The organism is Acinetobacter sp. neg1 (assembly GCF_000788125.1).
GTDB classification, from domain to species: Bacteria; Pseudomonadota; Gammaproteobacteria; order Pseudomonadales; family Moraxellaceae; genus Acinetobacter; species Acinetobacter vivianii.
In genome coordinates this window covers 146,813-172,532 of record NZ_JSZD01000007.1, presented here as the reverse complement: position 1 = coordinate 172,532, position 25,720 = coordinate 146,813, and the positions used below count along the sequence as shown (strand labels likewise).

Below are 25,720 nucleotides of genomic sequence, written 5' to 3'. Positions count from 1 at the left end.
AAAAATTATTTATCACGATTACGTTTACGTTCGTTTTCAGTTAAGTAACGCTTACGGATACGAATCGATTTTGGTGTTACTTCAACTAACTCATCATCCTGAATGAATTCAAGCGCTTGTTCAAGCGTGTATTCCATTGCAGGCGTTAAAGTTAAAGCTTCATCAGTACCTGATGCACGAACGTTAGTTAACTGCTTCGCTTTGGTTGGGTTTACAACCATATCGTCAGAACGCGAGTTAATACCAATGATCATACCTTCATACACTTCTAACTGTGGCTTAGCGAATAAACGACCACGGTCTTGAAGTGTGAATAATGCATAGCCCAAGCAAGTACCTTGAACCATAGAAATCAACACACCATTTTGACGTTTCGCAACAGTACCTGCTTTTGCTGGACCGTAGTGCGAGAAGCTTGATGTCATGATCCCTGTACCTGAAGTCATCGTTAAGAATTCAGAACGGAAACCAATCAAACCACGTGAAGGTACAGTTGCTTCAATACGGATACGGCCTTTACCGTCAACTTCCATATTGGTCATTTCGCCTTTACGGAAGCCCATTTGTTCCATTACAGAACCTTGATGCTGTTCTTCAACGTCAAAAGTTACGTTTTCGTATGGCTCTTGTTTTTCGCCATCGATTTCTTTCATGATCACTTGTGGACGTGATACGCCCATTTCGAAGCCTTCACGACGCATGTTTTCAATTAAAACTGAAAGGTGAAGTTCACCACGGCCTGAAACCTTGAAACGGTCTGGGCTGTCAGTATCTTCAACACGAAGTGCTACGTTATGAATCAATTCACGGTCAAGACGTTCACGGATGTTACGTGAAGTAACGAATTTACCTTCTTTACCAGCAAACGGTGAGTTGTTTACTTGGAAAGTCATCGATACGGTCGGTTCATCTACAGACAATGCTGGTAATGCTTCAACATTTTTAGGATCACAAATCGTGTCAGAAATGTTTAATGCATCAATACCCGTAATACAGATAATGTCGCCAGCTGAAGCTGATTCAACATCAACACGCTCTAAACCATGGTAACCCATGATTTTTAAGATACGGCCGTTACGTGTATTACCATCTTTATCGATAACAGTAACAGGTGTATTTAATTTTACAGAACCACGTTGAATACGACCAACACCGATAACACCTACGAAACTGTTATAGTCAAGTGATGAAATCTGCATTTGGAATGGACCATCAACATCAACTGCTGGTGGTTCAACGATATCTACGATTGTTTGGAACAACGGCGTCATATCTTCCGCTAATTCTTCTGGTGAAGGACCTGCAACACCACGAAGACCAGAAGCATAGACAACTGGGAAGTCTAACTGTTCGTCGCTACCACCAAGATTATCAAACAAATCAAAAACTTGATCAATAACCCAGTCTGGACGCGCGCTTGGCTTGTCAACTTTGTTGATAATTACGATTGGTTTCAAACCACGCGCGAACGCTTTTTGCGTTACGAAACGAGTTTGTGGCATTGGACCTTCTTGAGAGTCAACAAGAAGTAATACACAGTCAACCATCGACATTACACGTTCCACTTCACCACCGAAGTCGGCGTGTCCCGGGGTGTCCACGATGTTAATGCGATATTCGGTGTTTGTACGTGCATCTAACCATTTGATTGCAGTGTTTTTTGCAAGAATGGTAATACCACGTTCAGACTCAAGCGCGTTAGAATCCATAACACGTTCAATCTCGCCTGCGCGATCACCAAGAGCACCTGATTGTTGTAAAAGTTTGTCGACTAAAGTCGTCTTACCATGATCGACGTGCGCAATAATGGCAATGTTACGGAGAGTTTTAATATCTGACATGTAATTCGATACGCTTTAAATTTGAGGGCAAATTATACAGAAAAATACTACACTTTAGTAGTGACAGTTTATTGACAGTGCACTTTTTTTCTGACGAAGTGTCATTGAATCGTTGGTAAAGCGAGCTAACTCTATTAGAATATTGGGCTAATGCCTCTCGCTTTTTATACTCCCATGTCGAATTCACAACCTCAGCAGCAGCTTGATCTGGTCTACGGACTCAACGACCGACCGAAACCTTTTGTTGCATTTTTAGCCGCTTTACAGCATCTTTTGGCGATTTTAGTCCCGATTGTCACCCCTGGATTATTGATTTGTCTGGCACTTGGCGTCTCTCGCGAAGACACCAACATGATCCTTTCCATGTCATTGATCATCTCGGGTATCGCAACATTCTTACAATGTAAAAAAGTTGGCCCATTTGGTGCAGGACTTTTAATTGTTCAGGGTACAAGTTTTAATTTTATTGGCCCGATCATCGGTATTGGTAGCGCAATGGTTGCGGCAGGCACGCCAGTTGAACAAGTGATGGCTGCCATTTTTGGTGTCGTCATTGCGGGTTCATTCATTGAAATGGGCGTTTCTCGAATTTTACCATGGGTGAAAAAGCTGATTACACCATTGGTGACAGGCATTGTTGTACTTCTGATTGGCTTAACCTTAATTAAAGAAGGTCTGATCAGCATGGGCGGTGGTTATACTGCAATGCAGGATAATACTTTTGCCAATGCCGATAACCTGATCATGTCTTGTACTGTGCTGGCCATTATCATCCTTCTTAACCGTATTCGAATTATCTGGGTCAAAAGTTCAGCCATTCTCATTGCTTTAGTGATCGGTTATATCCTTGCTGGCTTCATGGGACATTTAAACTTTGCTGTTCTACAAGATGCTCCTTTAGTTCAAATTCCTACACCAATGCATTTTGGATTGAGTTTCTCTTGGAGCTTGTTCATTCCGATGGCATTTATTTATTTGGTAACATCCCTTGAAGCAATTGGTGATGTAACCGCAACCAGTAAAATTTCTAATCAGCCTGTTGACGGTCCAGTCTGGATGCAACGAATCAAAGGTGGTGTACTGGTCAATGGTGCAAACTCATTCTTGGCAGGGATCTTCAATACCTTCCCAAGTTCAGTGTTTGCACAAAATAATGGTGTGATTCAACTTACAGGTGTCGCAAGTCGCTATGTAGGGATCTGGATTGCGGTATTACTGATTATTCTGGGCTTATTCCCTGCTGTTGCTGCCGTGATTCAAGCAGTTCCTCAAGCGGTACTAGGTGGCGCCGTAATGGTCATGTTCGGCGCAGTTGCTGCTTCTGGCATCAACATTCTTTCAAGTATTCATCTTGACCGTCGTGCCTTGCTGATTATTGCCATTTCACTTGCTCTCGGTCTCGGTGTTGCTCAAGTTCCTCAAATCCTTGAGCACTTGCCAGAGTTATTTAAAAATATTTTTAGCTCAGGTGTGGCAACAGGCGGTATCGCAGCCTTGATTTTAAATATTGTTTTACCTGAAACACATAAGTAATCCACAAACAACTTCAAGTGCCCAGTTTCACGACTGGGCTTTGTTTTTGATGAGAGATCAAAATGGATCCACGTAGTGAAGTTGTCATCAGACAGCAAGATTATTTAAATGGGCACGTCTTACTGATTAATGCGCCTAATGATCAGCTCGCAAAAAATTTACCAGATCAGGTTCAGGCATCGGTTTGGACCTGGAATTATGCTGATCATCAAGGTTTTCAAAATGCTGGCATTCACTCACATTTTTCCGTTGAGTTTCCGCAAGCCAGCTTTGATCAGGTCGTAATTTTTGTCCCTAAATCAAAAGAGTTATTGAATTATATTCTGCATGTTGTGGTGAGCCATCTCAAACTTGGGCAAAATGTTTTTCTCGTCGGTGAAAAGAAAGGCGGTGTAGAACGGGCAGCAAAACAACTACAACCCTATGGTAAAACGCTAAAGCTGGATAGCGCACGTCACTGCCAATTCTGGCAAATGAAGATCGAAAAAACTGAACAGTTGAAACCACTTGAACATTGGTTAAAAAGCTATACAGTTCAAATAGATCAGGATCAGTTAAAGGTTTGTGCCCTGCCGGGTGTCTTTAGTCAAGATCATTTAGATGTCGGAACAGCGGTATTAGTCCCTTACCTTAGTCAAGTAAAATCAGGTAAGATTGCCGACTTTGGTTGTGGTGCTGGAATTATTAGCGCTTATTTAGCCAAGCTAAATCAGAACCAGCAAATTTTTGCACTTGATGTTGATGCATTTGCTTTACGTTCAACTGAACTGACATTTCAGAAAAATAATCTGGATCTCAATCAGTTAACTCTACAACCAGTTACAGGTTTTAGAGATGCACCCAAAGATCTGGATGCGATCGTAAGCAATCCACCCTTTCATCAGGGGATTCATACCAATTACGATGCAAGTGAAGAACTTTGCCAACTTGCGAGCGTACATCTGAAAAATTCAGGTGAATTATGGATCGTGGCAAACCGTTTTCTGAACTACCCCCCTCTCATTGAACAAAGTTTTGGTCAATGTATGGTGAAAGCTGATCAACAAGGATTCAAGGTGTTATATGCCTGTGCAAAATAAACATTTTAAGGAATTTTTATGAGCGATACATCTGCTCCTCAACACCTACAGCGTAAGCTCGGGGCACGTCACCTGAACATGATTGCCATTGGTGGATCGATCGGCACAGGCTTATTCCTCGCTTCAGGTTCAACCATTGCCAATGCAGGTCCTGGTGGTGCGTTATTGGCTTATGCCCTGATCGGTATCATGATTTATTTCTTGATGACCAGTTTAGGCGAATTAGCGACGCATAATCCAACGTCTGGTGCATTCTTTACCTATGGCAGCCGTTATGTCGAAGATGGCTTTGGTTTCGCCTTAGGTTGGAACTACTGGTACAACTGGGCTATTACTGTGGCTTTCGAACTGGTTGCAGTACAGTTCATTATGAAGTTCTGGTTTCCCGATATCCCAGGGTTCTACTGGAGCGCCATCTTCCTTGCCATTATTTTTGGAATTAACGCTCTAACAGTCAAAGGTTTTGGTGAAAGTGAATTCTTATTCTCGTTGATCAAGGTCGTTGCCATTATTGTGTTTATCGTCATTGGTATCTGGATGATTGCTAAAATCATGATGACACCTAATGTATCGGTATTTCAGCACTGGACATATAAAGAAGCCCCTTTTGTTGGTGGGTTCCAAGCATTGATTGGTGTGGCCATGATTGCCGGATTCTCCTTTCAGGGTACTGAAATGGTCGGGGTTGCAGCAGGTGAATCAAAAGATCCGAAAAAGACCATTCCATTGGCAATCAAGCAAATCTTCTGGCGTATTCTACTGTTCTATATCCTTTGTATTTTCATCATCGGTACATTAGTCAGCTATGATGATCCACTGTTGTTAAAAGCAGCTCAAAGCGAAGATATTGCCCTTTCACCATTCACTTTATTGTATGAAAAAGCAGGTTTCGCTTTTGCAGCTAGCTTAATGAATGCAGTGATTCTCAGCGCAATTCTGTCTGCGGGTAACTCAGGCATGTACTCTTCTACCCGTATGCTATTTGACATGGCAAAAGAAGGCCGTGCACCGAAGTGGTTCTCAAGACTGGATGGCCGCGGCGTGCCAATGAATGCGCTTTATGCGACGACTGCTGTTGCCGCCCTGTGCTTCCTAACCACCTTTATTGGAGAGAAACAAGTCTTTAACTGGCTACTTAACATGTCTGGTATGTGTGGCTTCATTGTTTGGTTAGGGATTGCAATTTCACACTACCGTTTCCGTAAAGGTTATATCGCTCAAGGCTATAAAGTTGAAGACCTTGCTTATCGTGCCAAGTTCTTCCCATTTGCCCCATGGTTTGCATTTATTCTTTGTTCAATCATTATATTAGGTCAAAACTATCAAGCTTTACTTGGTGGAAAAATTGACTGGTTAGGTTTAGTTTCAACCTATATCAGCATTCCATTATTCTTGGCAATCTGGCTAGGTTATAAGTGGAAACACAAGACCAAACTGATTGCGTATAAAGACATGAATGTGAAAGAAGGCGAATAAAAAAATACTTTTCACTTGACCCCAATGAAAATATGAGTAAAATTTCGCTCATATTTTCAACGACACCACATCATAGGAGGAGGACAGCATGCCATTACAATCAGGAACTACACGATAAGATTTGGCACTGTCGACTCACGGACAAGTGTACAAATCGATTGATCACTTGTCCGAATGCTTTATTTAACCTGGCATTCGCTAGGTTTTTTTATGCCTGTTCGGACGAAAAATTAAAATATCCCGAGACAAGAAAATGGGCATACAAAAAATACTCAATGCTGATGCTCAATATGGCGTTCCAGTGAAAATCTTCACGAACGATATTGATAGCGAAAGTATTGAACAACTGAAAAAAATGGCACAACTGCAATTTGTTTATTCACATATTGCCGTGATGCCTGATGTACATGTGGGCAAAGGTGCCACTGTCGGTAGTGTAATCCCCACTAAAAATGCAATCATCCCTGCCGCTGTCGGTGTGGATATTGGTTGTGGTATGAATGCGATACGGCTCAATTTAAAAGCCTCACAGCTTCCAGACAATCTCACACCACTACGTCATGCGATCGAACGTAAAGTCCCCGTAGGTTTTGAATTACACAAGCAGGTTAAAGCAAAAGCTTCGACGATTATTCCACTTGAAAAACGCTTACAACCCATCATTAATAAACATTCGGGCCTTGTTCGCATGCTCAGGAAGTTTGATGCGACTTGGCAAAAACAGCTCGGTACCTTAGGAGGTGGTAATCACTTTATTGAGCTCTGCCTTGATGAAAATCAGGATGTCTGGGTAATGCTGCATTCAGGCAGCCGTGGTTTAGGCAATGTGATTGGCACTTATTTCATCGAACTTGCCAAGAAAGAGGCTCAACATCGATTTGGACATGTACCAGATAAAGATTTGAGCTATTTTGCGGAAGGTTCAAATAGCTTTAATGATTATGTGGAAGCAGTTGAGTGGGCGCAGGAATACGCTTTTGAAAATAGACGTGAAATGATGCGTCTGATTTTAGAGGCGATTCGTCCGCTGCTACCGCCCTTTCAGATGACCAAAGAAGCAATTAACTGCCACCACAACTATGTCAGCCAAGAAAACCATTATGGGGAGGACTTGCTGATTACGCGGAAAGGTGCCATTCGTGCTGGCCTAGATGAATTAGGCATTATCCCAGGCTCCATGGGTGCACGTTCCTTTATCGTTAGAGGTAAGGCCAATCCTGAATCCTTCTGCTCATGTTCACATGGCGCAGGACGAAAGATGAGTCGCAGCAAAGCAAAACTACTTTTCAGCCAAGATGACTTGATTCAGCAAACGCAAGGTATCGAATGCCGAAAAGACAGTGGTGTTATTGATGAAATTCCAAGTGCATATAAAGACATTGATCAAGTTATGGCAAATCAATCAGATTTGATCGAAATTGTGCACACACTCAAGCAAATTTTATGTATTAAAGGTTAATTCTATGAAACTGAAAGAAATGCCCAAAATCAATGTACGCAATCCTGTTGCACTCTCCCCCCTACTGCATAAAGGTGGAGTTCATGAAACTGAAAAACCGAGAGCACAACACCGTCGTGATAGACAAAATACTAAGCAACAGCTAAAAAAACAAAGCTGGTAACTAATCCACTCAATGCATTAAACAAATGAACAGAAAAAAGGAGCTACCAATGTCTAATTACGTATATATCTCAAATAAAAAAGCGACTCTGACGAGTCGCTTTTTTATTCAGTTCAAAAACTCAAATTATTGAGCTTGTTGACCTGGTTGTACTAGAACAGTACGGCTACCAGTGATCGCAGCGAATACGCGACGGTTCATAGCACGACCTTCTTTAGTTTTGTTGTCAGCAACCGGTTGGTCCCAAGCGAAACCTTGAGTAGACAAACGAGATGCATCAACATTGTATTCATTTACAAGTGAAGATTTAACAGAGTTAGCACGCGCTAAAGATAAACGTTCGTTTAACTTACGTGGACCAGTGTTATCTGTGTGACCTTCAATACGAGCTGTCGCATTCGGGTATTCAGCTAACTTCTCTGCAACTTTAGCAATTTCAGTTTTGTATTGTGGCTTGATGTCAGACTTGTTCGTATCGAAGAATACGCGAAGTTCCATGTTAAGGTCTTCAGTCAACTCTTGTGGTTGTGGAGCAACTGGAGTTGGCTCAACTGGAGCAACTTCTACGACTGGCGCAGCAGGTTTCAAGTGACCACCAAGAACTACGTTTAAGCCAGCAAGCGCTGTATAGTTCCAGAATTTCTCATCAAAGTGATAAGTACCACGAGCTTCTGTACGAAGAGATAAAGCATCATTTAAGCGCCAGAATACACCACCACCAGCATTAGCTAATGTACCTTCTTGCTTACCGCCATAGATATCATCACCTTCGTATTTGTAGTGACCAGCACCAGCTAATACGTATGGCTTGATTTTGCTATCGTAGTTTTTAGTAATCAAATCAGAAGTAACATAAGCATTACCAGCAATGTTACGACCTTTGTAATCATTATTTGTGCTTGTGTCGCCTTTAATCTGGCTATATTCAACTTCAGCACCTAACCAAGGAGTAATTTCTACACCTAGCGCAGCACCAACAAATAAATCATCTTCAAGCTCTGGGCTTGGAGTTAATTGACCTTTATGACCACGGTTGTTATGTTCTGTATCGAACATTGTATAACCAAGCATTAAAGGAGTTACTGTTACGCCCGCATTCGCAGCAGCCAAAGGAGCAGCAACAAGCATAGCAAGTGCAATACGACTCAATTTCATGGATATCCTCCAAAAACAAAAAATTGTTTGTTCTCTAAACGCTAATAGCTTTTGAATGCTGAGAAATAGTTTTGTTGTATCTTTTTCAGTCATTCACCTTATGTTAAATCATACAAATACCTGATCAATTTTCCAAGTATTTAATAACATTTTAGTCAGCAGCCACTGAAAACGATTTATTTCTCTTCAAAAAGCTTAGAAAATTCTAATTTAACAACACCTAACAAAGCTGTGAGAGCTTATCACTTTTTAATCAAAATTTTAACAAGCTATCAAAATCTTTTCAATAAAGCTAAATAATTCCTACACAACATACGAAGTTAAATCCATCTTGTTGTACTTTTAAATATGATGAGCCATTTTCTTGAGCAATAAGACCTCATCATTTTATCCATAAAAAAAGCGACTCTAACGAGTCGCTTTTTTTATTCAGTCCAAAAACTCAAATTATTGAGCTTGTTGACCTGGTTGTACTAGAACAGTACGGCTACCAGAAATCGCAGCGAATACGCGACGGTTCATAGCACGACCTTCTTTAGTTTTGTTGTCAGCAATCGGTTGATCCCAAGCGAAACCTTGAGTAGACAAACGAGATGCATCAACGTTGTATTCGTTTACAAGTGAAGATTTAACAGAGTTAGCACGCGCTAAAGATAAACGTTCGTTTAACTTACGTGGACCAGTGTTATCTGTGTGACCTTCAATACGAGCTGTCGCATTCGGGTATTCAGCTAACTTCTCTGCAACTTTAGCAATTTCAGACTTGTATTGTGGCTTGATGTCAGACTTGTTCGTATCGAAGAATACGCGAAGTTCCATGTTAAGGTCTTCAGTCAACTCTTGTGGTTGTGGAGCAACTGGAGTTGGTTCAACTGGAGTAACTTCTACTACTGCAGCAGCAGGTTTCAAGTGACCACCAAGAACTACGTTTAAGCCAGCAAGTGCTGTATAGTTCCAGAAATCTTCATCGATGTTATAAGTACCACGAGCTTCTGTACGAAGAGATAAAGCATCGTTTAAGCGCCAGAAAGCACCAAAACCAGCATTACCTAAAGTACCTTCTTCTTTCAAACCGCGACCAGCACGACCGAATTCAGCAGCAGTAGCATCATCAAATTTATATTTGTAGTGACCAGCACCTAACAATACATATGGCTTGATTTTGCTATCGTAGTTTTTAGTGATCAAATCAGAAGTAACGTAGAAGTTACCGTTGATTTGTTGTTGTTTGTATTCAGCGTTAGCAACAGTACCGTCAACATCACCTTTAACTTGGTTATATTCAGCTTCAAAGCCTAACCAAGGTGTTAACTCGATACCTAATGCAGCACCAACAAACAAATCATCCTGAATTTCAGGACCATTTGTTAAATGCTTATCACCATTATTGTGTTTAGTGTCTTGGAATGTGTAACCAAGCATTAATGGAGTTACTGTTACGCCAGCATTAGCAGCAGCTAAAGGAGCAGCAACAAGCATAGCAAGTGCAATACGACTCAATTTCATGGATATCCTCCAGAGATAACAATTGTTTGTTGTGTAAGCTCAGCCTATGATTTTTCGTACTGAGAACATTAATGTTCTACAACATTATTTTTAAGCCATTCACTTCACTTTGAATCATACAAACACTTGATGAATTTTCCAAGTGCTTGATAACTTTAACCTCGTAAATTATTGACAAAATTGCTTACAATTTCCGTTGTAGTTCCGTAAATTTTCAATTTTCATACATCGGCGAATAGATTATTGTTTATCAATCTATGTTTAAGTAATATTTAACTTATTTGTTAGTGTTTTTTATTAAAACAAATAACGTTTATGCTTAACATATTGTTAATAAAAAAGTTAATAAAAATAGACAGGAAAAACATGTTTAGACCACATGGATTTACATTGGGTGAATTGCTTATCGTTATCAGTATTCTGGCGATTCTTAGCTATATCGCCCTACCATATTTTCGCGACTTAATGGTTTCAGGTGAAGCAAATCACTTAAAAAGAAACCTCACAATTCATATACAAAAAGCAAAAACCGATGCACAGCTTTACCATAAAAATGTGATGCTGTGCCCAAGTAATGACCTGATTGACTGTGGCAAAGACTGGAATAAGGGCTTTATCGGCTTCATTGACACCAATAAGAATAGAAAACGAGATCACAATGAACCTTTACTCTTTGCCGTATCACTGAATCTCAAATATGGTCATCTACATTATAGTGCTTTTGGTGCGACACCCTATGCGATCATTTTTCAGGGAGAAAATGGACTCCCCTTTGCAGCAAATGGCACTTTTACCTATTGTTCAACTTCACCTGACTATCACAGTAAAATGCGCTTAAGCCGCATGGGAAATATTCGCTTTGAGAAAATATCCAGCTGTTAAAAACTCCTCAGTCTAGCTTAAAAAAAGTAAAACGCTTTATTCCAGTTCTTTTTTTAATATACTGCTTAAGTTTGGAACATTTTTTATAAATTATAAGTGTGGAGACACATAATGACTGACATCGTAATTGTTAATGGCGCTCGTACTGCAATGGGCGGCTTCCAAGGTGCACTCTCTGGCGTAACAGCGCCTGAATTAGGTGCAGTAACAATTAAAGAAGCAATTGCCCGTTCTGGCCTACAACCCACTGATGTAGAAGAAGTCATCATGGGTTGCGTATTACCTGCTGGTCTCAAACAAGGTCCAGCTCGTCAAGCAATGCGTAAGGCAGGATTACCAGATTCTACAGGTGCAGTCACCATTAATAAGCTGTGTGGTTCTGGCATGAAAGCGGTGATGCAAGCAGCAGATATGATCAAGGCTGGTAGTGCAGACATCGTCGTTGCTGGTGGTATGGAATCAATGACCAATGCACCATACGTTCTTCCTAAGGCACGTGGTGGCTACCGTATGGGCCATGGTGAAATTAAAGATCATATGTTCCTAGATGGTCTGGAAGATGCTGAAACTGGTCGTTTGATGGGTTCTTTTGCTCAGGACATGGCAAATCAACGTAGTTATACTCGCGAACAAATGGATGACTTCGCGATCCGTTCTTTACACCGCGCGCAAAAAGCAATCACTGAAGGCTATTTTAAAGATGAGATCGTGCCTGTAACGGTTTCAACGCGTAAAGGCGATGTGGTTGTTGATCAAGATGAACAACCGCTTAGTGCAAAAATTGACAAGATCCCATCACTTAAACCTGCTTTTGCAAAAGACGGTACGATTACCGCAGCCAATGCCAGCTCAATTTCAGATGGTGCATCTGCACTGGTCTTAACCTCTAGTGATGTTGCCGCGCAACGTGGCTTACAGCCTTTGGCAAAAATTATTGCTACTGCCTCAAACTCACAACACCCTTCAGAGTTTACCATTGCACCTGTGGGCGCGATTGAAAAAGTATTGAAGAAAGCGGGCTGGGATGCACAAGAAGTTGACCTTTGGGAAATCAATGAAGCATTTGCAATGGTTACCATGTGCCCAATTGATGATTTCAAATTAGATGCAGAAAAAGTGAATATCAATGGCGGTGCTTGTGCACTGGGCCACCCTGTTGGCTCTACTGGTTCTCGTATCATTCTTACACTCATTCATGCACTTAAACGCACAGGCGGCAAAAAAGGTGTTGCAGCGTTGTGTATCGGTGGTGGTGAAGCAACAGCGGTTGCAATTGAATTGATCTAAGTATCAATTTGATAACTTAAAAATCCTGCCAAGCGCAGGATTTTTTGTTTTGAGAATTACAAAAAATAATGCACCTATAGCGCAATTCCCGATAAGTTATATTTTGTATAAAAAAACAACAGGACGTCCCCCATGCAACTCAATCATTATTTAAATTTTAAAGGACAAACCGAACAGGCATTTAATTTTTATAAATCTGTATTTGGCGGTGAGTTTGCCATGCTCAGCCGTTATGGTGATATGCCATCCACAGAAGGAATCACACTTTCTGATGCTGATAAAAACTTGATTCTACATGTTTCCCTACCTATCAATGAATTTACCGTATTGATGGCTTCAGATGTCAACGATCAATTCTGTGCCCCGCATAGTGTATTTACCCAAGGCAATAATCATTATATTTCGATTAATCTAGATCCTGATGAACTTGAGGATGCTCAAAGACTTTTCGATGCCTTGTCCGTAAATGGTCAAGTTGAAATGCCCTTGGAAAAAACCTTCTGGGGTGCACTCTACGGCGCTTTTACCGATCAGTTCGGAATCAAATGGATGATCAATTGTCAGCTCGATGAATAATCGACATCAAATAAAAAAGCTGAACCAGAGTTCAGCTTTTTTATTTCAGAAGGCTTAAGCCCCAGTCTGATAACTTGCTTGAGGTACGGCAGTTGACGCCTGATAAGGATTGGTAAAATCCTGAAGACCAGCAGCGGCTTCATGAATATCCTTTCCTTCTTTCACCACAAAAGTGTCAAAGCCAGAACGTTTTAAATAATTTAAAACATCCTTGAAGATATCACCGACCGCACGCAATTCACCTTGGTAGCCTTGACGACGCAACAATGCAGCAAATGAATAACCACGACCATCATTGAAACCCGCAAATTCAATGAAGATTGCATCAAATTCATTGAGTGGAAATTGATGAGTTTCAGGCGAATCGTTTACTGTAATGTACAATGCTTTTTTGCCTTGTACCTGTGCCAATTGATCAAGTTGTGCCGTTGTTAATACAACATCACCTTGTGGAAGCGCACCATCTTCTGCAATAACTTGATAAGTATTGTCTGCAATTGTGCCATCTTTAGAAAGCACTTGTAGCGATGTATTAAGCATAAGCACGCTCCTTGAATGGTTGAATGCCAACACGGCGATAGGTATCAATAAAACGCTCACCTTCATTACGCAAGTCAAGGTAAGTATTCAAGATTTCCTCAATCACATCAGGTACGGCATCTGCAGCAAAAGATGGGCCTAAGATATCGCCTAAAGATGCATCATGATCCGCATGACCACCTAAAGTGATTTGATAGAACTCAGCACCTTTTTTATCAACACCCAGAATACCGATATTACCGACATGGTGATGACCACAAGCGTTCATACAACCTGAGATATTCAGGTCAAGCTCACCAAGATTGTAGATGGTATCTAAATCTTCAAAACGACGGCTAATCGCTTCTGAAATTGGAATCGATTTCGCATTCGCCAATGAACAGAAATCACCACCCGGGCAGCAAATAATATCGGTAATAAAGCCGATATGCGCACGTGCCATGTTGTGATGTTCAAGCGTTTGCCACAATTCAAATAAATCTTTTTGTGGTACATCCACCAATGAAATGTTTTGTTCATGTGTGGTACGGAACTCACCAAAGGTGTACTTATCCGCCAAATCAGCAATTAAGTTCATTTCTTCAGAAGTGACATCACCCGGAGCAACCCCTGCACGTTTCAGGGAAATCGTAACAATACGATAGCCTTTCACTTTATGTGCGTTGGTATTGACGTTGAACCATTGCTTGAATTTAGGATATTCAGAAAATAAAGCCGTAAAGTCTTGATCTTCCAGATCTTGATAATCAAATGGTGTAAATTCTTCATCCATTTTTTTCAAGATTTCAGGTTGAATTTTCAAAGCTTCACGTGTGTGTTCAAATTCAGCTTCTACTTTTTGAGCAAATACTTCTGGTGTTAATGCTTTCACCAAAATCTTGATACGTGCTTTGTATTTGTTATCACGACGGCCATGCAAGTTATACACACGTAAGGTCGCTTCAAGATAAGCAATCAAATCTTCACGTGGTAAGAACTCACGAATGATGCTACCAATGATTGGAGTACGGCCTAAGCCACCGCCAGCCATGATCTTATAGCCCATTTCACCCGCGTCATTACGAACCAGATATACACCGATATCGTGGAATGCTGTTGCAGCACGGTCTTTCTCTTGCAATGCTGAAACTGCAATCTTGAACTTACGTGGTAAGAACGCAAATTCAGGATGGAAAGTACTCCACTGACGAATCAATTCACACGTTGGACGTGGATCAGCAATCTCACCTGCTACAACACCCGCAAACTGGTCGGTGGTGGTATTACGGATACAGTTACCTGAAGTTTGTACCGCATGCATTTGCACTGTTGCCAGTTCAGCTAGGATATCAGGTACATTTTCTAATGCAGGCCAGTTCAACTGAATATTTTGACGGGTAGAAACGTGGGCATAACCACGGTCATATTCCGTCGCAATTTCAGCAATTTTTCTGAGTTGTTTGGTATTCATCAAGCCATACGGCACAGCAATACGGAGCATTGGCGCATAACGCTGCACGTATAAACCATTTTGCAAACGTAGTGGACGATATTCGTCTTCTGTTAATTTTCCTGCTAAATAGCGTTCTGTTTGATCACGAAACTGAGCAACACGTTGGTTAATCAGTTGTTGATCGAAATCCGTATATAAATACATGGCGTATGGCTAGTCATTCATTATAAAGGCGACTAGCATAGCGAGCTTTCATTCATCAACAAAATGCTTTTTTTGCATATTTAATAACGGTTTTATTGATAAGCCTATCTAATTGCCATAAAAAGAAAAAGCCCAGACGAATCTGAGCTTTTCTCTATCATTTTTAAATGAAATTAGTTCTTATCTGGCAAAGCATAAGCCACGAGATAATCACCCATTTTCGTACCGAATGAACCATGTCCACCCGCCATAATCACGACATACTGTTTACCATTGGCTTCATAAGTCATTGGCGTTGCTTGTCCACCTGCTGGTAAACGTGCTTCCCACAACTTATCGCCATTTGAAACATTGAAGGCACGGATGTAGTTATCTTGGGTTGCACCAACGAACATTACGTTACCCGCAGTCGAGATTGAACCACCTAAACCTGGTACACCAATTTTCACTGGCGGTAACTGGAATAGATTCGGCAAGCTGTCACGGATGGTACCGATACGTTTTTTCCAAACTACATCATGGGTTTTCAAGTCCACACCAGCAACATAGCCCCAGCCAGGTTGTTTACATGGCAAACCGAATGGCGACAGGAACGGACTGATATCAACGCCGTATGGTGTGCCATACATCGGTTGCATACCTTGTTCTGTACCCGCACCACGCGCAACTGGCTCGCGGTTTGGATCTGCTGGAATTAAACGGCTCACGAATGGCAAACCAATCGGGTTCATGACTGCAACCTGACGATCAGCATTCACAGACATACCGCCCCACTCGAATACACCGAGGTTACCAGGGAAAACTAAAGTTCCGTTTTCTGAAGGTGGCGTATAAATACCATCATAGTTCAAACGTTTAAATTTCACACGACACATTAACTGGTCAAACATTGTGGCACCCCACATGTCTTTATCCGTTAACTTATCTTTCGGTGCTAAGTTAAAGTCAGAGAATGGTTGAGTTTTAGCGTAGAACTCACCTTTGGTTTGTGGTCCCCACTTCACTGTTTGCGGTACTGGTTTTTCAGTAATCGGTACAATTGGCTGACCATTACGACGATCTAAAACGAAGGCATTACCTGTTTTAGTCAACACATAAATTGCAGGCACTGTTTGACCAGATTTATCCTGAATATCCGCCAATGAAGGTTGTGATGGTACGTCCATATCCCACAAGTCATGGTGTGTGGTCTGGAAATGCCATACCAGTTTACCTGTGGTTGCATTGATCGCCAGCATTGAGTTTGCATAACGCTCTTTCAATTCTGTACGGTCACCACCCCAAATATCTGGCGTACCTACACCTGTTGGTACATACACGATGTCCAGTTTTGCATCATAGGCAAGTGGCGCCCATGCGTTTGGTGAGTTATGCACAAATGTAGTGTCTTGACCTGGCATTGCATTTGGATCAGCAGCGCCTGTATCAAACACCCATAATAATTTACCTGTGTTCACGTCATAACCACGAATAACACCTGATGGCTCTTTATTCGAATGGTTATCTGTTACAGATCCAGCGATAACAACGGTCGTACCAGACACAACACCCGGAGATGTCGGGTTATAACCACCCGGATACGCATATGGCATGAACTCTTGTAAGTTCACTTCACCGTTTTGACCAAAGTCAGAACATGCCTTACCTGTATCTGCATTCACTGCAACCAAACGACCATCATTCACAGGAACAAAGACTTTACGTGGACACTCGGTTGAGGTCGACTTCTTCGCTTGTAAACTGGTTGCAAATTCAGTGGTATTGGCAGCATCGTAGTACATCACACCACGACAAGTTAAGTGCTGGAAAGTTTTATCCGTTTTGAGCTTAGGATCAAAACGCCATTTTTCCTTACCTGTCGCAGGATCAATCGAGATTAAATGTTGATGTGGCGTACACATAAACATGTTATTGCCAATCTTGATTGGTGTTACTTGGTTAGTGGTTTCACCAGAATCATTTTCAGTTCTGAAATCACCGGTACGTAATGTCCAAGCCACTTTAAGATCTTTGACGTTTTTATCATTGATCTGTGTCAATGGAGAATAACGTTCACCACCCTGACTACGACCATAAGCTGGCCAATCTTCAGGTGCAATGCCTTCAACCGCTTTCGCTTGTGCAGGTTGCGGCGTCTGAATCACACCATTGATTTCTTGTGGATCATTAAAGATCGAGTACACCATCACCACGATAGCAATCGCTAAAGTTGAAGATAAAGCCACTTTACTTGATGCCAGATTATCAATACCGCGTGTTACCGCAGGAACGAGTAACCAAAGACCCAAGATACCCAGAATATCTAGACGTGGTGCAAGTGCCCAGAAGTCTGTACCAACTTCCCAAACACCCCAGATCACACTGCCTAACATGAGCGCGGCATACACCCATAAAGGGCCTGATGCACGTTTATAGAGTTGTACTGCCACAATGAGCAACAGCACACCTGCAATCACATAATAAAAAGACCCGCCAATGGCAGCGAGCCAGATACCGCCAATGAGCAAGAACAACGCAATGAGGGCGATAATAATCACCGTCAATGTTCTTAGCCCAGATTTTGAAGCAGATTGATTCATAAGATCACCTTGCATCTTTTGTATTTTTAGATCCATTAAGAAGATGAATGATCCACTTAATGGTCGAAGTTCAAATCACAACAAGTATGGTGCAGATACGGCCCACTTTATGAGTTTCATCTGCACAATTGCTCGAGTATCGAAATTAGAAAACGGTTTGGAACTTAATTCCGCCAACCCATGTCTTATCGCCATTTTTCAATGCGCCAACATGGTGGACATATTGAATATTTGGACGAATCGTCAGCCAGTTGGTTGCGTGAATGCCGTAATACAACTCAGTGTTATATTCCTCATCCAACAAACCATTTGCATCATCATTGGCATGAATACGTGCTACGCCTAGGGCAAGTTCATCTTGCGGACGTTGGTCAAGTAAGCCTTTATAGATCAAACCAACATTTTGCATGTCTTTGACAGAATTAGTTTTTGAATCATGTACTGTGACATTCACAAAACCAGTTAAACCACGATCAGACTGACCGTCATGACGGGTTAACTGCTGCTTCACAGTGAACCAGCCACCTTGTTTGTGTCCAGTTTTGGCAGGATTCTCAATTTCCGCTGCATCAGCCGTACTGTAGTAGTAGCCGAAACGATATTCACCCGGTAAAGACAATGCACCGAGTTTTGGTGTCCAGACCACTTCGGCTGGAATAATCGCACCATGTGAACCATCAGTACTTAAATTAAAGCCTTTACCACGTTGCAAGTTTTCAGGGTTATATTCATAAGCCCCGATTTGAGCGTATAGATCTGGCTGTAAGTTGTACTTCACACGCAATGCCCACTGACTCACAGGCCAGTTATACCATTGGTCGCCTACCCAGTTACCCACTTGCGAACCACATAAAGCCAAGTTCTGGAAATCACAGTCAAAGCTGTTGAAATCTTCACCTTCGCCAAAACGACCGACTTTAATATCCAAAGCTTGATCTAAAAATTTCTTTTTGATCCACAAGTCTGTTAGACGCCAAGTTTGACCACGCCCCCACACTTCTTGTGTAGAACTCAAATGGCCCTGTAATGCATCAGCCGTTTGCGATAAAGATTGACCATCACGATAAGTGACCGTGATCTGTGCTTCAGTATCTTGCCAACCTAAAATCTTATTTAGATCGAAATGTGTACCTAAAGCCAATTGTCCAGTAAATTCACTGCCATGGCTTGAATGCTGTTTAGAATCTAAAACCCCTGCGAATTCACCAGTGTAATCAGCAGAAAATTTGTAACCCTGTTCTTGCAACGCCGTGCGTTGACCGTTCCAATCACCAAATAGCCATTGACCATTCGGATCAAAGGCTGATGAAGCGGCTTGAGTATGTTGTGCAAAAAGACTCAATGATAGAACGGATAAACAAGAAACAATCAATGACTTCGAGATTGTCATGTTTACGTAACCTTTTATGTTATTGTGTATAAAAGGTTACTCTTATTTTTAAATTACAACTTATTCAAAATGTTAACAATCTGTACAATATTTTAACAATCAGTGATTAGTCGCACATATTTTCTACCATTTGCCTTCACCTAGCCCCTGACCGATGAATGCATACTTCATTTGAGAACGAGAAAACTTGATTGGACAGGCCAATTGCGCTTCGGTTTGATCCGAGTTTTCAGATACAGGGACATCTACAACCCAGTCGCGTTGCTGAGCGATTGGTGAAGCCAAAGCTTCATCTAGACTGAGAACTGGTTCTACGCAAATATCCAGACTCTGGAACAAATGTTGCCATTCTGAAAAATTCTGGGTCTTAAACTTATCTTGTAGCGCTTGTTTTACCGCCTGACGATCTTCTGGATCAAAAGAGGCACCTTTTGCCAGTAGTAAAGGCAATTCTAAAGCAGCTGCCAAACCAGCCATAAATTGTGGCTCTAAGCTTCCTACAGAGAAATAGCGGCCATCTTTGGTTTCATAATAATCATAGAAACTCGCGCCATTGAGCATGCCGGCCTCAGGCGCTTGCGGTGTCTGCCCTGCCAGACTTGCAGAAGCCGCCATACTATTGAGGCTTGCCACACAATCTGTCATGGAAATATCAATATATTGTCCTAGACCGCTGCGTTGACGTTCAACGACAGCCGCAAGTATACCAATCACGGCATGCAATGATCCGCCAGCTACATCGGCAATCTGAATCCCTAAAGGTGGTGGCCCACTGTCTTGACGACCGCTGTGTCCAGAAATGCCCGCAAGTGCCAAGTAATTAATATCGTGCCCTGCCCGATCTTTATAAGCGCCTGTCTGGCCATATCCAGTAATTGAACAATAGATGAGACGTGGATTAATCTCGGCTAAAGTTTCATAGTCCAGCCCTAGACGACGCATTACATCTGGACGGAACTGTTCCAGCACAATATCAAACTCGGAAATTTTTGTTTTGATCAGTTCAATATTGGCTGCATCTTTTAGATCAAGTGCAATCGACTGCTTGTTTCGATTGAGATAACTATGTGCAGTGGCCTGTCCGTTCGCATAGGGTGGCATTATCCGTACCAAGTCAGGACGTGTTGGAGATTCAACATGGATAACTTCTGCACCCATGTCCGCAAGGTACATACTGGCAAATGGCCCAGGTAATAAAGTAGAAAAATCTAGGACTTTCAATCCCTTTAGAGCAGATGGCATGATATTTTTTACTCAATTTGTTCAAATTTTCTTTTATACTAGGTGTGAAGAAACACAAAAACAATGTCATGTTCAGCCATTTACCTTGATAGTTTCGGCAATTTAACATGTATACAATGAGCAGATAATTTTCTTGTCAATTGCTCAATTTGATATTTTAGACGGTTATTTAGGTCAATTATCGTGAATAGTAAAGAAACTGAAGGATTCAATATGAGCCGTGATACGATCAGCATCCACTTCGTGAATGCGGCTTTAACAGGTGTTAAACGCCTAGGCATGGACGTTGAAACATTACTTTCACATGTCGGTATAGAAGCAGAATTACTTCGTCAACCGAAAGCGCGAATCTCTCCTGAGCAGTACACCCGTTTTGTAAAAATGTTATGGATGGTTACTCAAGACGAACACGTTGGTTTCGATGTACAGCCTCGTCGCTTGGGTACATTCGCAATCATGTGTCAATTGATCATCCATTCCAAGACACTTGGACAAGCACTTGAACTCTCCTCTCAATTCTACAAACTGTTTGGAGATGAATGGTCAGTAAGCTTGGAACGTGACAAGCATGAAGCACGTTTGGTTCCCCATATACCTAAAGCTTTAGATCCAGACCATTTCATTACTGAAAGTATGCTAATGATTTGGCATGGTCTTGCTTCATGGTTAATCGAACGTCGTTTACCTTTAGAACGTGTTCATTTTGGTTATGAACGCCCAAGCCATGCCGATGAATACGATGCTTTATTCTTTGCACCCGTGATGCAATTTGATGCGCCACGTACAGAGATTACCTTTGCTGCTGATTATCTTGACCTGCCAATCCGTCAAGATGAAAAGACTTTAGAGGAATTCCTGAAAGCAGCACCTGCCCAGCTTTTAGTGAAATTTAAAAATACTAACTCACTTACCTCACGTATTCGTGATGTATTAAAGAGTCAGATTGGCGAAGAAATGCCAACACTTAATGATGTTGCCGCAATGTTGTATTTATCACCACAAACGTTGCGTCGTCGTTTAGCTGCCGAAGGTAAAAGCTATCAAGGTGTTAAAGATGCCTTGCGTCGTGATGCTGCGATTCACTTATTGCTTACTCCAAATCTCACTCTTGAAGATGTAGCACAACAAGTCGGCTTTAGTGAAACCAGTACCTTCCACCGTGCCTTTAAGAAATGGACAGGTGTTACCCCTGGTTTATATCGTCAGTTGCACGGGCATCATAGCTAATTGTTTCCAAACGGGTGTTCAGCCTGATAGGGTTGAACACTTATTTAAAATTATGGTAATAATCAAGCCTAATTTTACAATAAGCTTGAACAACAATGATCATAAAAAAAGGCGACTTCACGCATCCCCAAGTTCAAAATTTGATCCACATCCATTTGCATGGCCTGCATCAGAACACACCTATTGAACATAGTTTTGCATTAGATCTCTCTCATCTACAAAACGATTCTATAAGCTTTTATACCCTTTGGAATAACGATTTGCTTCTTGGCTGTGGCGCGATTCAAGAACTGACACCTCAACATGCTGAACTCAAATCTATGCGGACTCATCCTGATCATTTACGTCAAGGTGTTGCAAAGCAATTGCTGGAGTATTTATTGAAAGTTGCTCAACAACGTCAATATCAACGCGTCAGTTTAGAAACAGGCAAAGATCCTCACTTTAATGCTGCAATTAGCCTTTATAAAAAGTTTGGTTTTGTTCAAGGCGCGGCGTTTGCAGAATATACTGAATCGCCCTATAACCAGTTCTTTCACTTATCTTTATCAAATCAATCGACACCGAACTAGCCAGACTATGATTTAAATAGCCACTGCTCTATGCCTTTGGGATAAATAGGGTATTGTTTCTGTTCAATCTGTTCCCGACTCAACCATTGAGCGATATAAGTAGAACCATCCGTTTCGCAACCCGATATTTCAATCGAGTCATAGACTGCTGGAGCTACAAATTCAGCTTCATACACAAAAACAATTTCATGTCCTTGCTGTCCATCGAAAGTGAATAAATTCTCCAACACAACTAATAATTTGGGTTTGTAAATCTGCTGCTGAATTTCTTCCAAAACCTCTCGCGCAATTGCCTGCGTAGATGTTTCCCCGAACTCAATTCCCCCACCAATTGGCCTTAAATAAGTTTCATCTTTAGCAGGGTCATAACCATAAGACAATAACACTTTACCCTGATGCCTGAACAAGCACAGGGCTTTTGTTTTGATATGCATCACTCTGCCTTCATCTGCTTTAAAAATGCTTCCGTCTGTTTTGGTGAAGTTAGACGAATAAATTGAATATGTTGATACGCTGGATTTTGCATTAAGTCAGAATATTTCTTACGATTTTTGGCATGATGGGTGATCATCCATAAAATAATAGAGTCCTTAGACAAAAAACTGGTCTTAAAATTTTCTCTATTATTGGAATTTGCCCATAATCTTTTTTGTGTCACTGCTCGACTAATTGCTCGTTTAACTGAACGATACAGGTTTAATGAAAATGAATAATCCAGCCAGATAACCGTATCAATATATTTAAGCTTTAAATCCAGTGTTCGAGAATAATTACCATCAAGTACCCATCCTCTAGGTGCCTGATCAATTTGACTTTGTAATTTAGCAAAAAACTCCTGATCAGGTGTTTCTTGCCAATCATCCAGCCAAAATAAATCATCCATTTCAATGTAAGACAATCCTAACTTTTGAGCGAGCTGACGGGCAAAGGTTGTTTTTCCAGAAGCAGACGTCCCTACAATATTAATAAATTTCATGGCTTCCCGACATTATTCATAAGCATTCAATATTTCTTATCTCCCTATTTAAATAATGACACATCTGTCACTTATCTCTCGCTGCTTGGATAAGTTTCACTGCATTGGCCCCTGTTACCTGCCAAGTAAGACAACGTACACTCCCCCCCATTGGACAAACGGATTCGGCATTTACAGGAATCACTTTCTTGCTGGTGTTTTGCTTGATGATCGTGAGTGCTTTTTGATCATGCGGCATATTAAAAGTCGGGACATAAATATTGTTAAGCGTGACCGTGGCATTCAGATTAACACCACATGCCGATTCAAAGCCTTCCCACTCACCTTTGGGGTTGGTTTTATATTCAACAGGAACTTCGACAATTTTCGCAGTTGGAAATGAAGCTTTCAACTCATCCATTACAGTTGTTCTAAATGTAGGTGTTTTGGAATAGTCATTGACCAACAATGTATTTTGATCTACCCAACTGACCATACCATCCGAATGTGCCAGCACTTCTTCATCAGGCTCTAGAATAGCAACCTCCTTCGCACCCAAAGTGGCTCTTAACTCTTGTTTAGCCTCATTGTAGCTAAGTTCATTATCTTCCATAAACCGGGTAGTAGTAATCACGCGTCCTGCATAATCATCAACCAGATTACCGCCATCCAGCATTAAATCAGTCTTAGTTCTTTGAATCTGATAATGATCTGCAAAACGGTTAAAACTTTTTTGTACGTCTTTACTCTGCTTCTGCGTCATTGAAGCCCAAGTATAAGTAAATTGTATGGGTTTGATTGGATTGATTGTAGTGAAATCGCGCATCCAGATATCACGCACATCATCCACCAGCAAAATATCTTCTGGAACTTTGCCTGCGAAATAAGGCTTAGTGTCTTTATCCACTAAAATCACCACATTATCATTGCCCAAAATAGACTTAGCATAATCAATCTGAAAATTGATAATCCGTTGAAATGCAGATTTGTAATATGGATCATGTACAGAAGGTGCAGATAACACCAACAGCATTTTGTCGTCAGCAACTTGATTTGAATACGTTTGACTCACCTTATTTTTATCCTCAGCTACATTTTTATTTTCTACATCCAGCCCAGATGAATCACATCCAAAAAGTGACAGGATCAATGCCATAACGGCATAGTGACGCTTTAATTTTATCATGTCGTTTTGCCCATCTTTTCTGTCAATCATTTCCAAGCACTAGTCTAATCGAAGACTGAGCAAGCCACACAGAAAAACACTCAAATTAGGTATGTGCTTGATCAGCATCTTAATCAATCAAATTGGCGAAAAACATCAAACTTACCAATGTTTATCATCATTGCGCTGACACTTAAATTGAGTACACTCGATAAACAACAATTTTAAGGTGATACAAGGAAAACCTATGAGCGAGGCCTACATTATTGATGCCATTCGCACGCCACGCGGAAAAGGAAAAAAAGATGGCTCACTGCATGAAGTCAAACCGATTACTTTACTCACATCATTACTGAATGAATTACAACAACGCCACCAACTCGACACGTCAAAAGTGGATGATATCGTTTTAGGTTGCGTCACCCCGATTGCAGACCAAGGCGGTGATATTGCCAAAACTGCAGCGATTGCAGCTGGCTGGAATGATGATGTTGCTGGTGTGCAAATCAACCGTTTCTGTGCATCTGGTTTAGAAGCTGTCAACTTGGCAGCACAAAAAGTCCGTTCAGGTTGGGAAGATATCGTCGTTGCAGGTGGCGTTGAATCGATGTCACGTATTCCAATGGGTTCTGATGGTGGTCCGTGGGCACTTGATCCTGAAACCAACTTAAAATCGTCTTTTGTTCCTCAAGGGGTCGGCGCAGACCTCATCGCAACTTTAGATGGCTATAGCCGTGAAGATGTCGATGCTTTTGCAGTCGGTTCACAACAAAAAGCAGCGGCAGCTCAAGCCAACGGTTATTTCGACAAATCAGTGGTGCCTGTTAAAGATCATTCTGGGGTGCTGATTTTAGAAAAAGATGAATTTATTCGAGGTACGACCACAGTTGAAGGCTTGGCAAAACTGAATGCCAGCTTCGAAATGATGGGACAAATGGGCTTCGATGCCGTCGCATTACAAAAATATCCAGAAGCGCAGAAAATTAACCATGTGCATCATGCAGGTAACTCATCAGGTATCGTTGATGGCGCAGCTGTGGTGTTATTGGCTTCTGAAAAAGCAGTCAAAGAACAAGGCTTAAAACCACGCGCCAAAGTATTGGCAACTGCATTGGTCGGTACAGATCCAACGATCATGTTGACAGGCCCTGCTCCTGCTGCGCGTAAAGCTTTAGCTAAAGCAGGTTTAACGATTGATGATATTGACCTATTTGAAGTTAATGAAGCTTTTGCTGCGGTCGTCATGCGCTTTATTAATGAGCTCAAAGTTCCTGCTGAGAAAGTCAATGTCAACGGTGGTGCAATTGCGATGGGCCATCCACTCGGTGCAACGGGTGCCATGATTTTAGGAACTTTACTTGATGAATTAGAGCGTCAAGGTAAAAAACGTGGCCTAGCCACTTTGTGTGTGGGTGGTGGAATGGGGATCGCCACCATTATTGAGTTGGTGTAAGGAG

At 41.5% G+C, this 25,720-nt stretch carries 22 protein-coding genes; 11 read left to right on the top strand and 11 right to left on the bottom strand.

All coding sequences use genetic code 11. The features are described 5' to 3' along the window. Positions 1-5: 5 nt before the first annotated feature. Positions 6-1,841: a translational GTPase TypA gene (typA, locus tag PJ15_RS07570; RefSeq protein WP_004775386.1), complete on the bottom strand. Its 1,836-nt coding sequence runs from the start codon at positions 1,839-1,841 to the stop codon at positions 6-8. A gap of 174 nt (positions 1,842-2,015) precedes the next feature. Here typA and PJ15_RS07565 point away from each other — a divergent pair, with 174 nt between their 5' ends. The 5 genes from PJ15_RS07565 to PJ15_RS18610 all read left to right on the top strand — a co-directional run bounded on the left by PJ15_RS07565 (position 2,016) and on the right by PJ15_RS18610 (position 7,551). Beyond that, positions 2,016-3,374, top strand: a complete 1,359-nt coding sequence (locus tag PJ15_RS07565; protein ID WP_032863969.1) for a uracil-xanthine permease family protein — start codon at positions 2,016-2,018, stop codon at positions 3,372-3,374. A gap of 62 nt (positions 3,375-3,436) precedes the next feature. Continuing rightward, complete coding sequence (locus PJ15_RS07560) at positions 3,437-4,453, top strand: methyltransferase (RefSeq protein WP_047429452.1); 1,017 nt, start codon at positions 3,437-3,439, stop codon at positions 4,451-4,453. An 18-nt stretch (positions 4,454-4,471) separates the two neighbouring features. After that, positions 4,472-5,929: an amino acid permease gene (locus PJ15_RS07555; RefSeq protein ID WP_005259390.1), complete on the top strand. Its 1,458-nt coding sequence runs from the start codon at positions 4,472-4,474 to the stop codon at positions 5,927-5,929. 253 nt (positions 5,930-6,182) lie between these two features. Then, positions 6,183-7,388, top strand: coding sequence for an RtcB family protein (locus PJ15_RS07550; protein ID WP_047429448.1), 1,206 nt, complete (start codon positions 6,183-6,185; stop codon positions 7,386-7,388). A gap of 4 nt (positions 7,389-7,392) precedes the next feature. After that, a complete protein-coding gene (locus PJ15_RS18610; protein WP_171248575.1) occupies positions 7,393-7,551 on the top strand; it encodes a hypothetical protein in 159 nt (52 codons plus the stop codon). 126 nt (positions 7,552-7,677) lie between these two features. Here the strand turns inward: PJ15_RS18610 and omp38 (PJ15_RS07545) are convergent, their stop codons facing one another. Together omp38 (PJ15_RS07545) and omp38 (PJ15_RS07540) are read right to left on the bottom strand one after the other, a co-directional pair. Then, positions 7,678-8,706, bottom strand: coding sequence for an outer membrane protein Omp38 (gene omp38 / locus PJ15_RS07545; RefSeq protein WP_047429445.1), 1,029 nt, complete (start codon positions 8,704-8,706; stop codon positions 7,678-7,680). A 447-nt stretch (positions 8,707-9,153) separates the two neighbouring features. Further along, on the bottom strand, positions 9,154-10,212 hold the full coding sequence (gene omp38 / locus PJ15_RS07540) for an outer membrane protein Omp38 (protein ID WP_005259405.1): 1,059 nt from the start codon (positions 10,210-10,212) through the stop codon (positions 9,154-9,156). Positions 10,213-10,578: 366 nt separating this feature from the next. Between omp38 (PJ15_RS07540) and PJ15_RS07535 the strand changes: the two genes are divergently transcribed. From PJ15_RS07535 to PJ15_RS07525, 3 genes are all read left to right on the top strand, one after another. Then, positions 10,579-11,094 (top strand): GspH/FimT family pseudopilin, encoded by a 516-nt coding sequence (locus PJ15_RS07535; RefSeq protein ID WP_047429442.1) that lies wholly within the window; start codon positions 10,579-10,581, stop codon positions 11,092-11,094. 111 nt (positions 11,095-11,205) lie between these two features. Beyond that, on the top strand, positions 11,206-12,381 hold the full coding sequence (locus PJ15_RS07530) for a thiolase family protein (RefSeq protein ID WP_004775399.1): 1,176 nt from the start codon (positions 11,206-11,208) through the stop codon (positions 12,379-12,381). A 132-nt stretch (positions 12,382-12,513) separates the two neighbouring features. Further along, positions 12,514-12,957: a VOC family protein gene (locus tag PJ15_RS07525; RefSeq protein WP_047429439.1), complete on the top strand. Its 444-nt coding sequence runs from the start codon at positions 12,514-12,516 to the stop codon at positions 12,955-12,957. Positions 12,958-13,011: 54 nt separating this feature from the next. Here the strand turns inward: PJ15_RS07525 and PJ15_RS07520 are convergent, their stop codons facing one another. The 5 genes from PJ15_RS07520 to PJ15_RS07500 all read right to left on the bottom strand — a co-directional run bounded on the left by PJ15_RS07520 (position 13,012) and on the right by PJ15_RS07500 (position 20,344). Beyond that, positions 13,012-13,497, bottom strand: coding sequence for a DUF934 domain-containing protein (locus PJ15_RS07520; protein ID WP_005259410.1), 486 nt, complete (start codon positions 13,495-13,497; stop codon positions 13,012-13,014). Then, positions 13,490-15,133 (bottom strand): nitrite/sulfite reductase, encoded by a 1,644-nt coding sequence (locus PJ15_RS07515; protein WP_047429436.1) that lies wholly within the window; start codon positions 15,131-15,133, stop codon positions 13,490-13,492. The genes PJ15_RS07520 and PJ15_RS07515 overlap by 8 nt, the downstream gene beginning before the upstream one ends. A gap of 173 nt (positions 15,134-15,306) precedes the next feature. Next, on the bottom strand, positions 15,307-17,712 hold the full coding sequence (locus PJ15_RS07510) for a glucose/quinate/shikimate family membrane-bound PQQ-dependent dehydrogenase (RefSeq protein WP_005259412.1): 2,406 nt from the start codon (positions 17,710-17,712) through the stop codon (positions 15,307-15,309). Between the two features lie 145 nt (positions 17,713-17,857). Further along, positions 17,858-19,081: a carbohydrate porin gene (locus tag PJ15_RS07505; protein ID WP_171067077.1), complete on the bottom strand. Its 1,224-nt coding sequence runs from the start codon at positions 19,079-19,081 to the stop codon at positions 17,858-17,860. 144 nt (positions 19,082-19,225) lie between these two features. Further along, positions 19,226-20,344, bottom strand: coding sequence for a CaiB/BaiF CoA transferase family protein (locus PJ15_RS07500; protein ID WP_047429433.1), 1,119 nt, complete (start codon positions 20,342-20,344; stop codon positions 19,226-19,228). A gap of 213 nt (positions 20,345-20,557) precedes the next feature. Between PJ15_RS07500 and PJ15_RS07495 the strand changes: the two genes are divergently transcribed. After that, positions 20,558-21,571 carry an AraC family transcriptional regulator gene (locus PJ15_RS07495; RefSeq protein ID WP_005259415.1) on the top strand — a complete coding sequence of 338 codons (1,014 nt, stop codon included), beginning with the start codon at positions 20,558-20,560 and terminating at the stop codon, positions 21,569-21,571. A 95-nt stretch (positions 21,572-21,666) separates the two neighbouring features. Further along, on the top strand, positions 21,667-22,143 hold the full coding sequence (locus tag PJ15_RS07490; RefSeq protein WP_047429430.1) for a GNAT family N-acetyltransferase: 477 nt from the start codon (positions 21,667-21,669) through the stop codon (positions 22,141-22,143). Between the two features lie 5 nt (positions 22,144-22,148). On the opposite strand, the gene PJ15_RS07485 is transcribed toward PJ15_RS07490, so the two are convergent. The 3 genes from PJ15_RS07485 to PJ15_RS07475 form a co-directional block, all read right to left on the bottom strand. Continuing rightward, positions 22,149-22,580: an NUDIX hydrolase gene (locus tag PJ15_RS07485; RefSeq protein ID WP_155766454.1), complete on the bottom strand. Its 432-nt coding sequence runs from the start codon at positions 22,578-22,580 to the stop codon at positions 22,149-22,151. Next, complete coding sequence (locus tag PJ15_RS07480; protein ID WP_047429424.1) at positions 22,577-23,119, bottom strand: shikimate kinase; 543 nt, start codon at positions 23,117-23,119, stop codon at positions 22,577-22,579. The genes PJ15_RS07485 and PJ15_RS07480 overlap by 4 nt, the downstream gene beginning before the upstream one ends. Before the next feature lie 67 nt (positions 23,120-23,186). Beyond that, positions 23,187-24,284, bottom strand: coding sequence for an agmatine deiminase family protein (locus PJ15_RS07475; RefSeq protein ID WP_047429421.1), 1,098 nt, complete (start codon positions 24,282-24,284; stop codon positions 23,187-23,189). 226 nt (positions 24,285-24,510) lie between these two features. On the opposite strand from PJ15_RS07475, the gene PJ15_RS07470 reads away from it, so the two are divergent. Continuing rightward, on the top strand, positions 24,511-25,716 hold the full coding sequence (locus PJ15_RS07470) for an acetyl-CoA C-acetyltransferase (protein WP_047429418.1): 1,206 nt from the start codon (positions 24,511-24,513) through the stop codon (positions 25,714-25,716). Positions 25,717-25,720 lie beyond the last annotated feature (4 nt).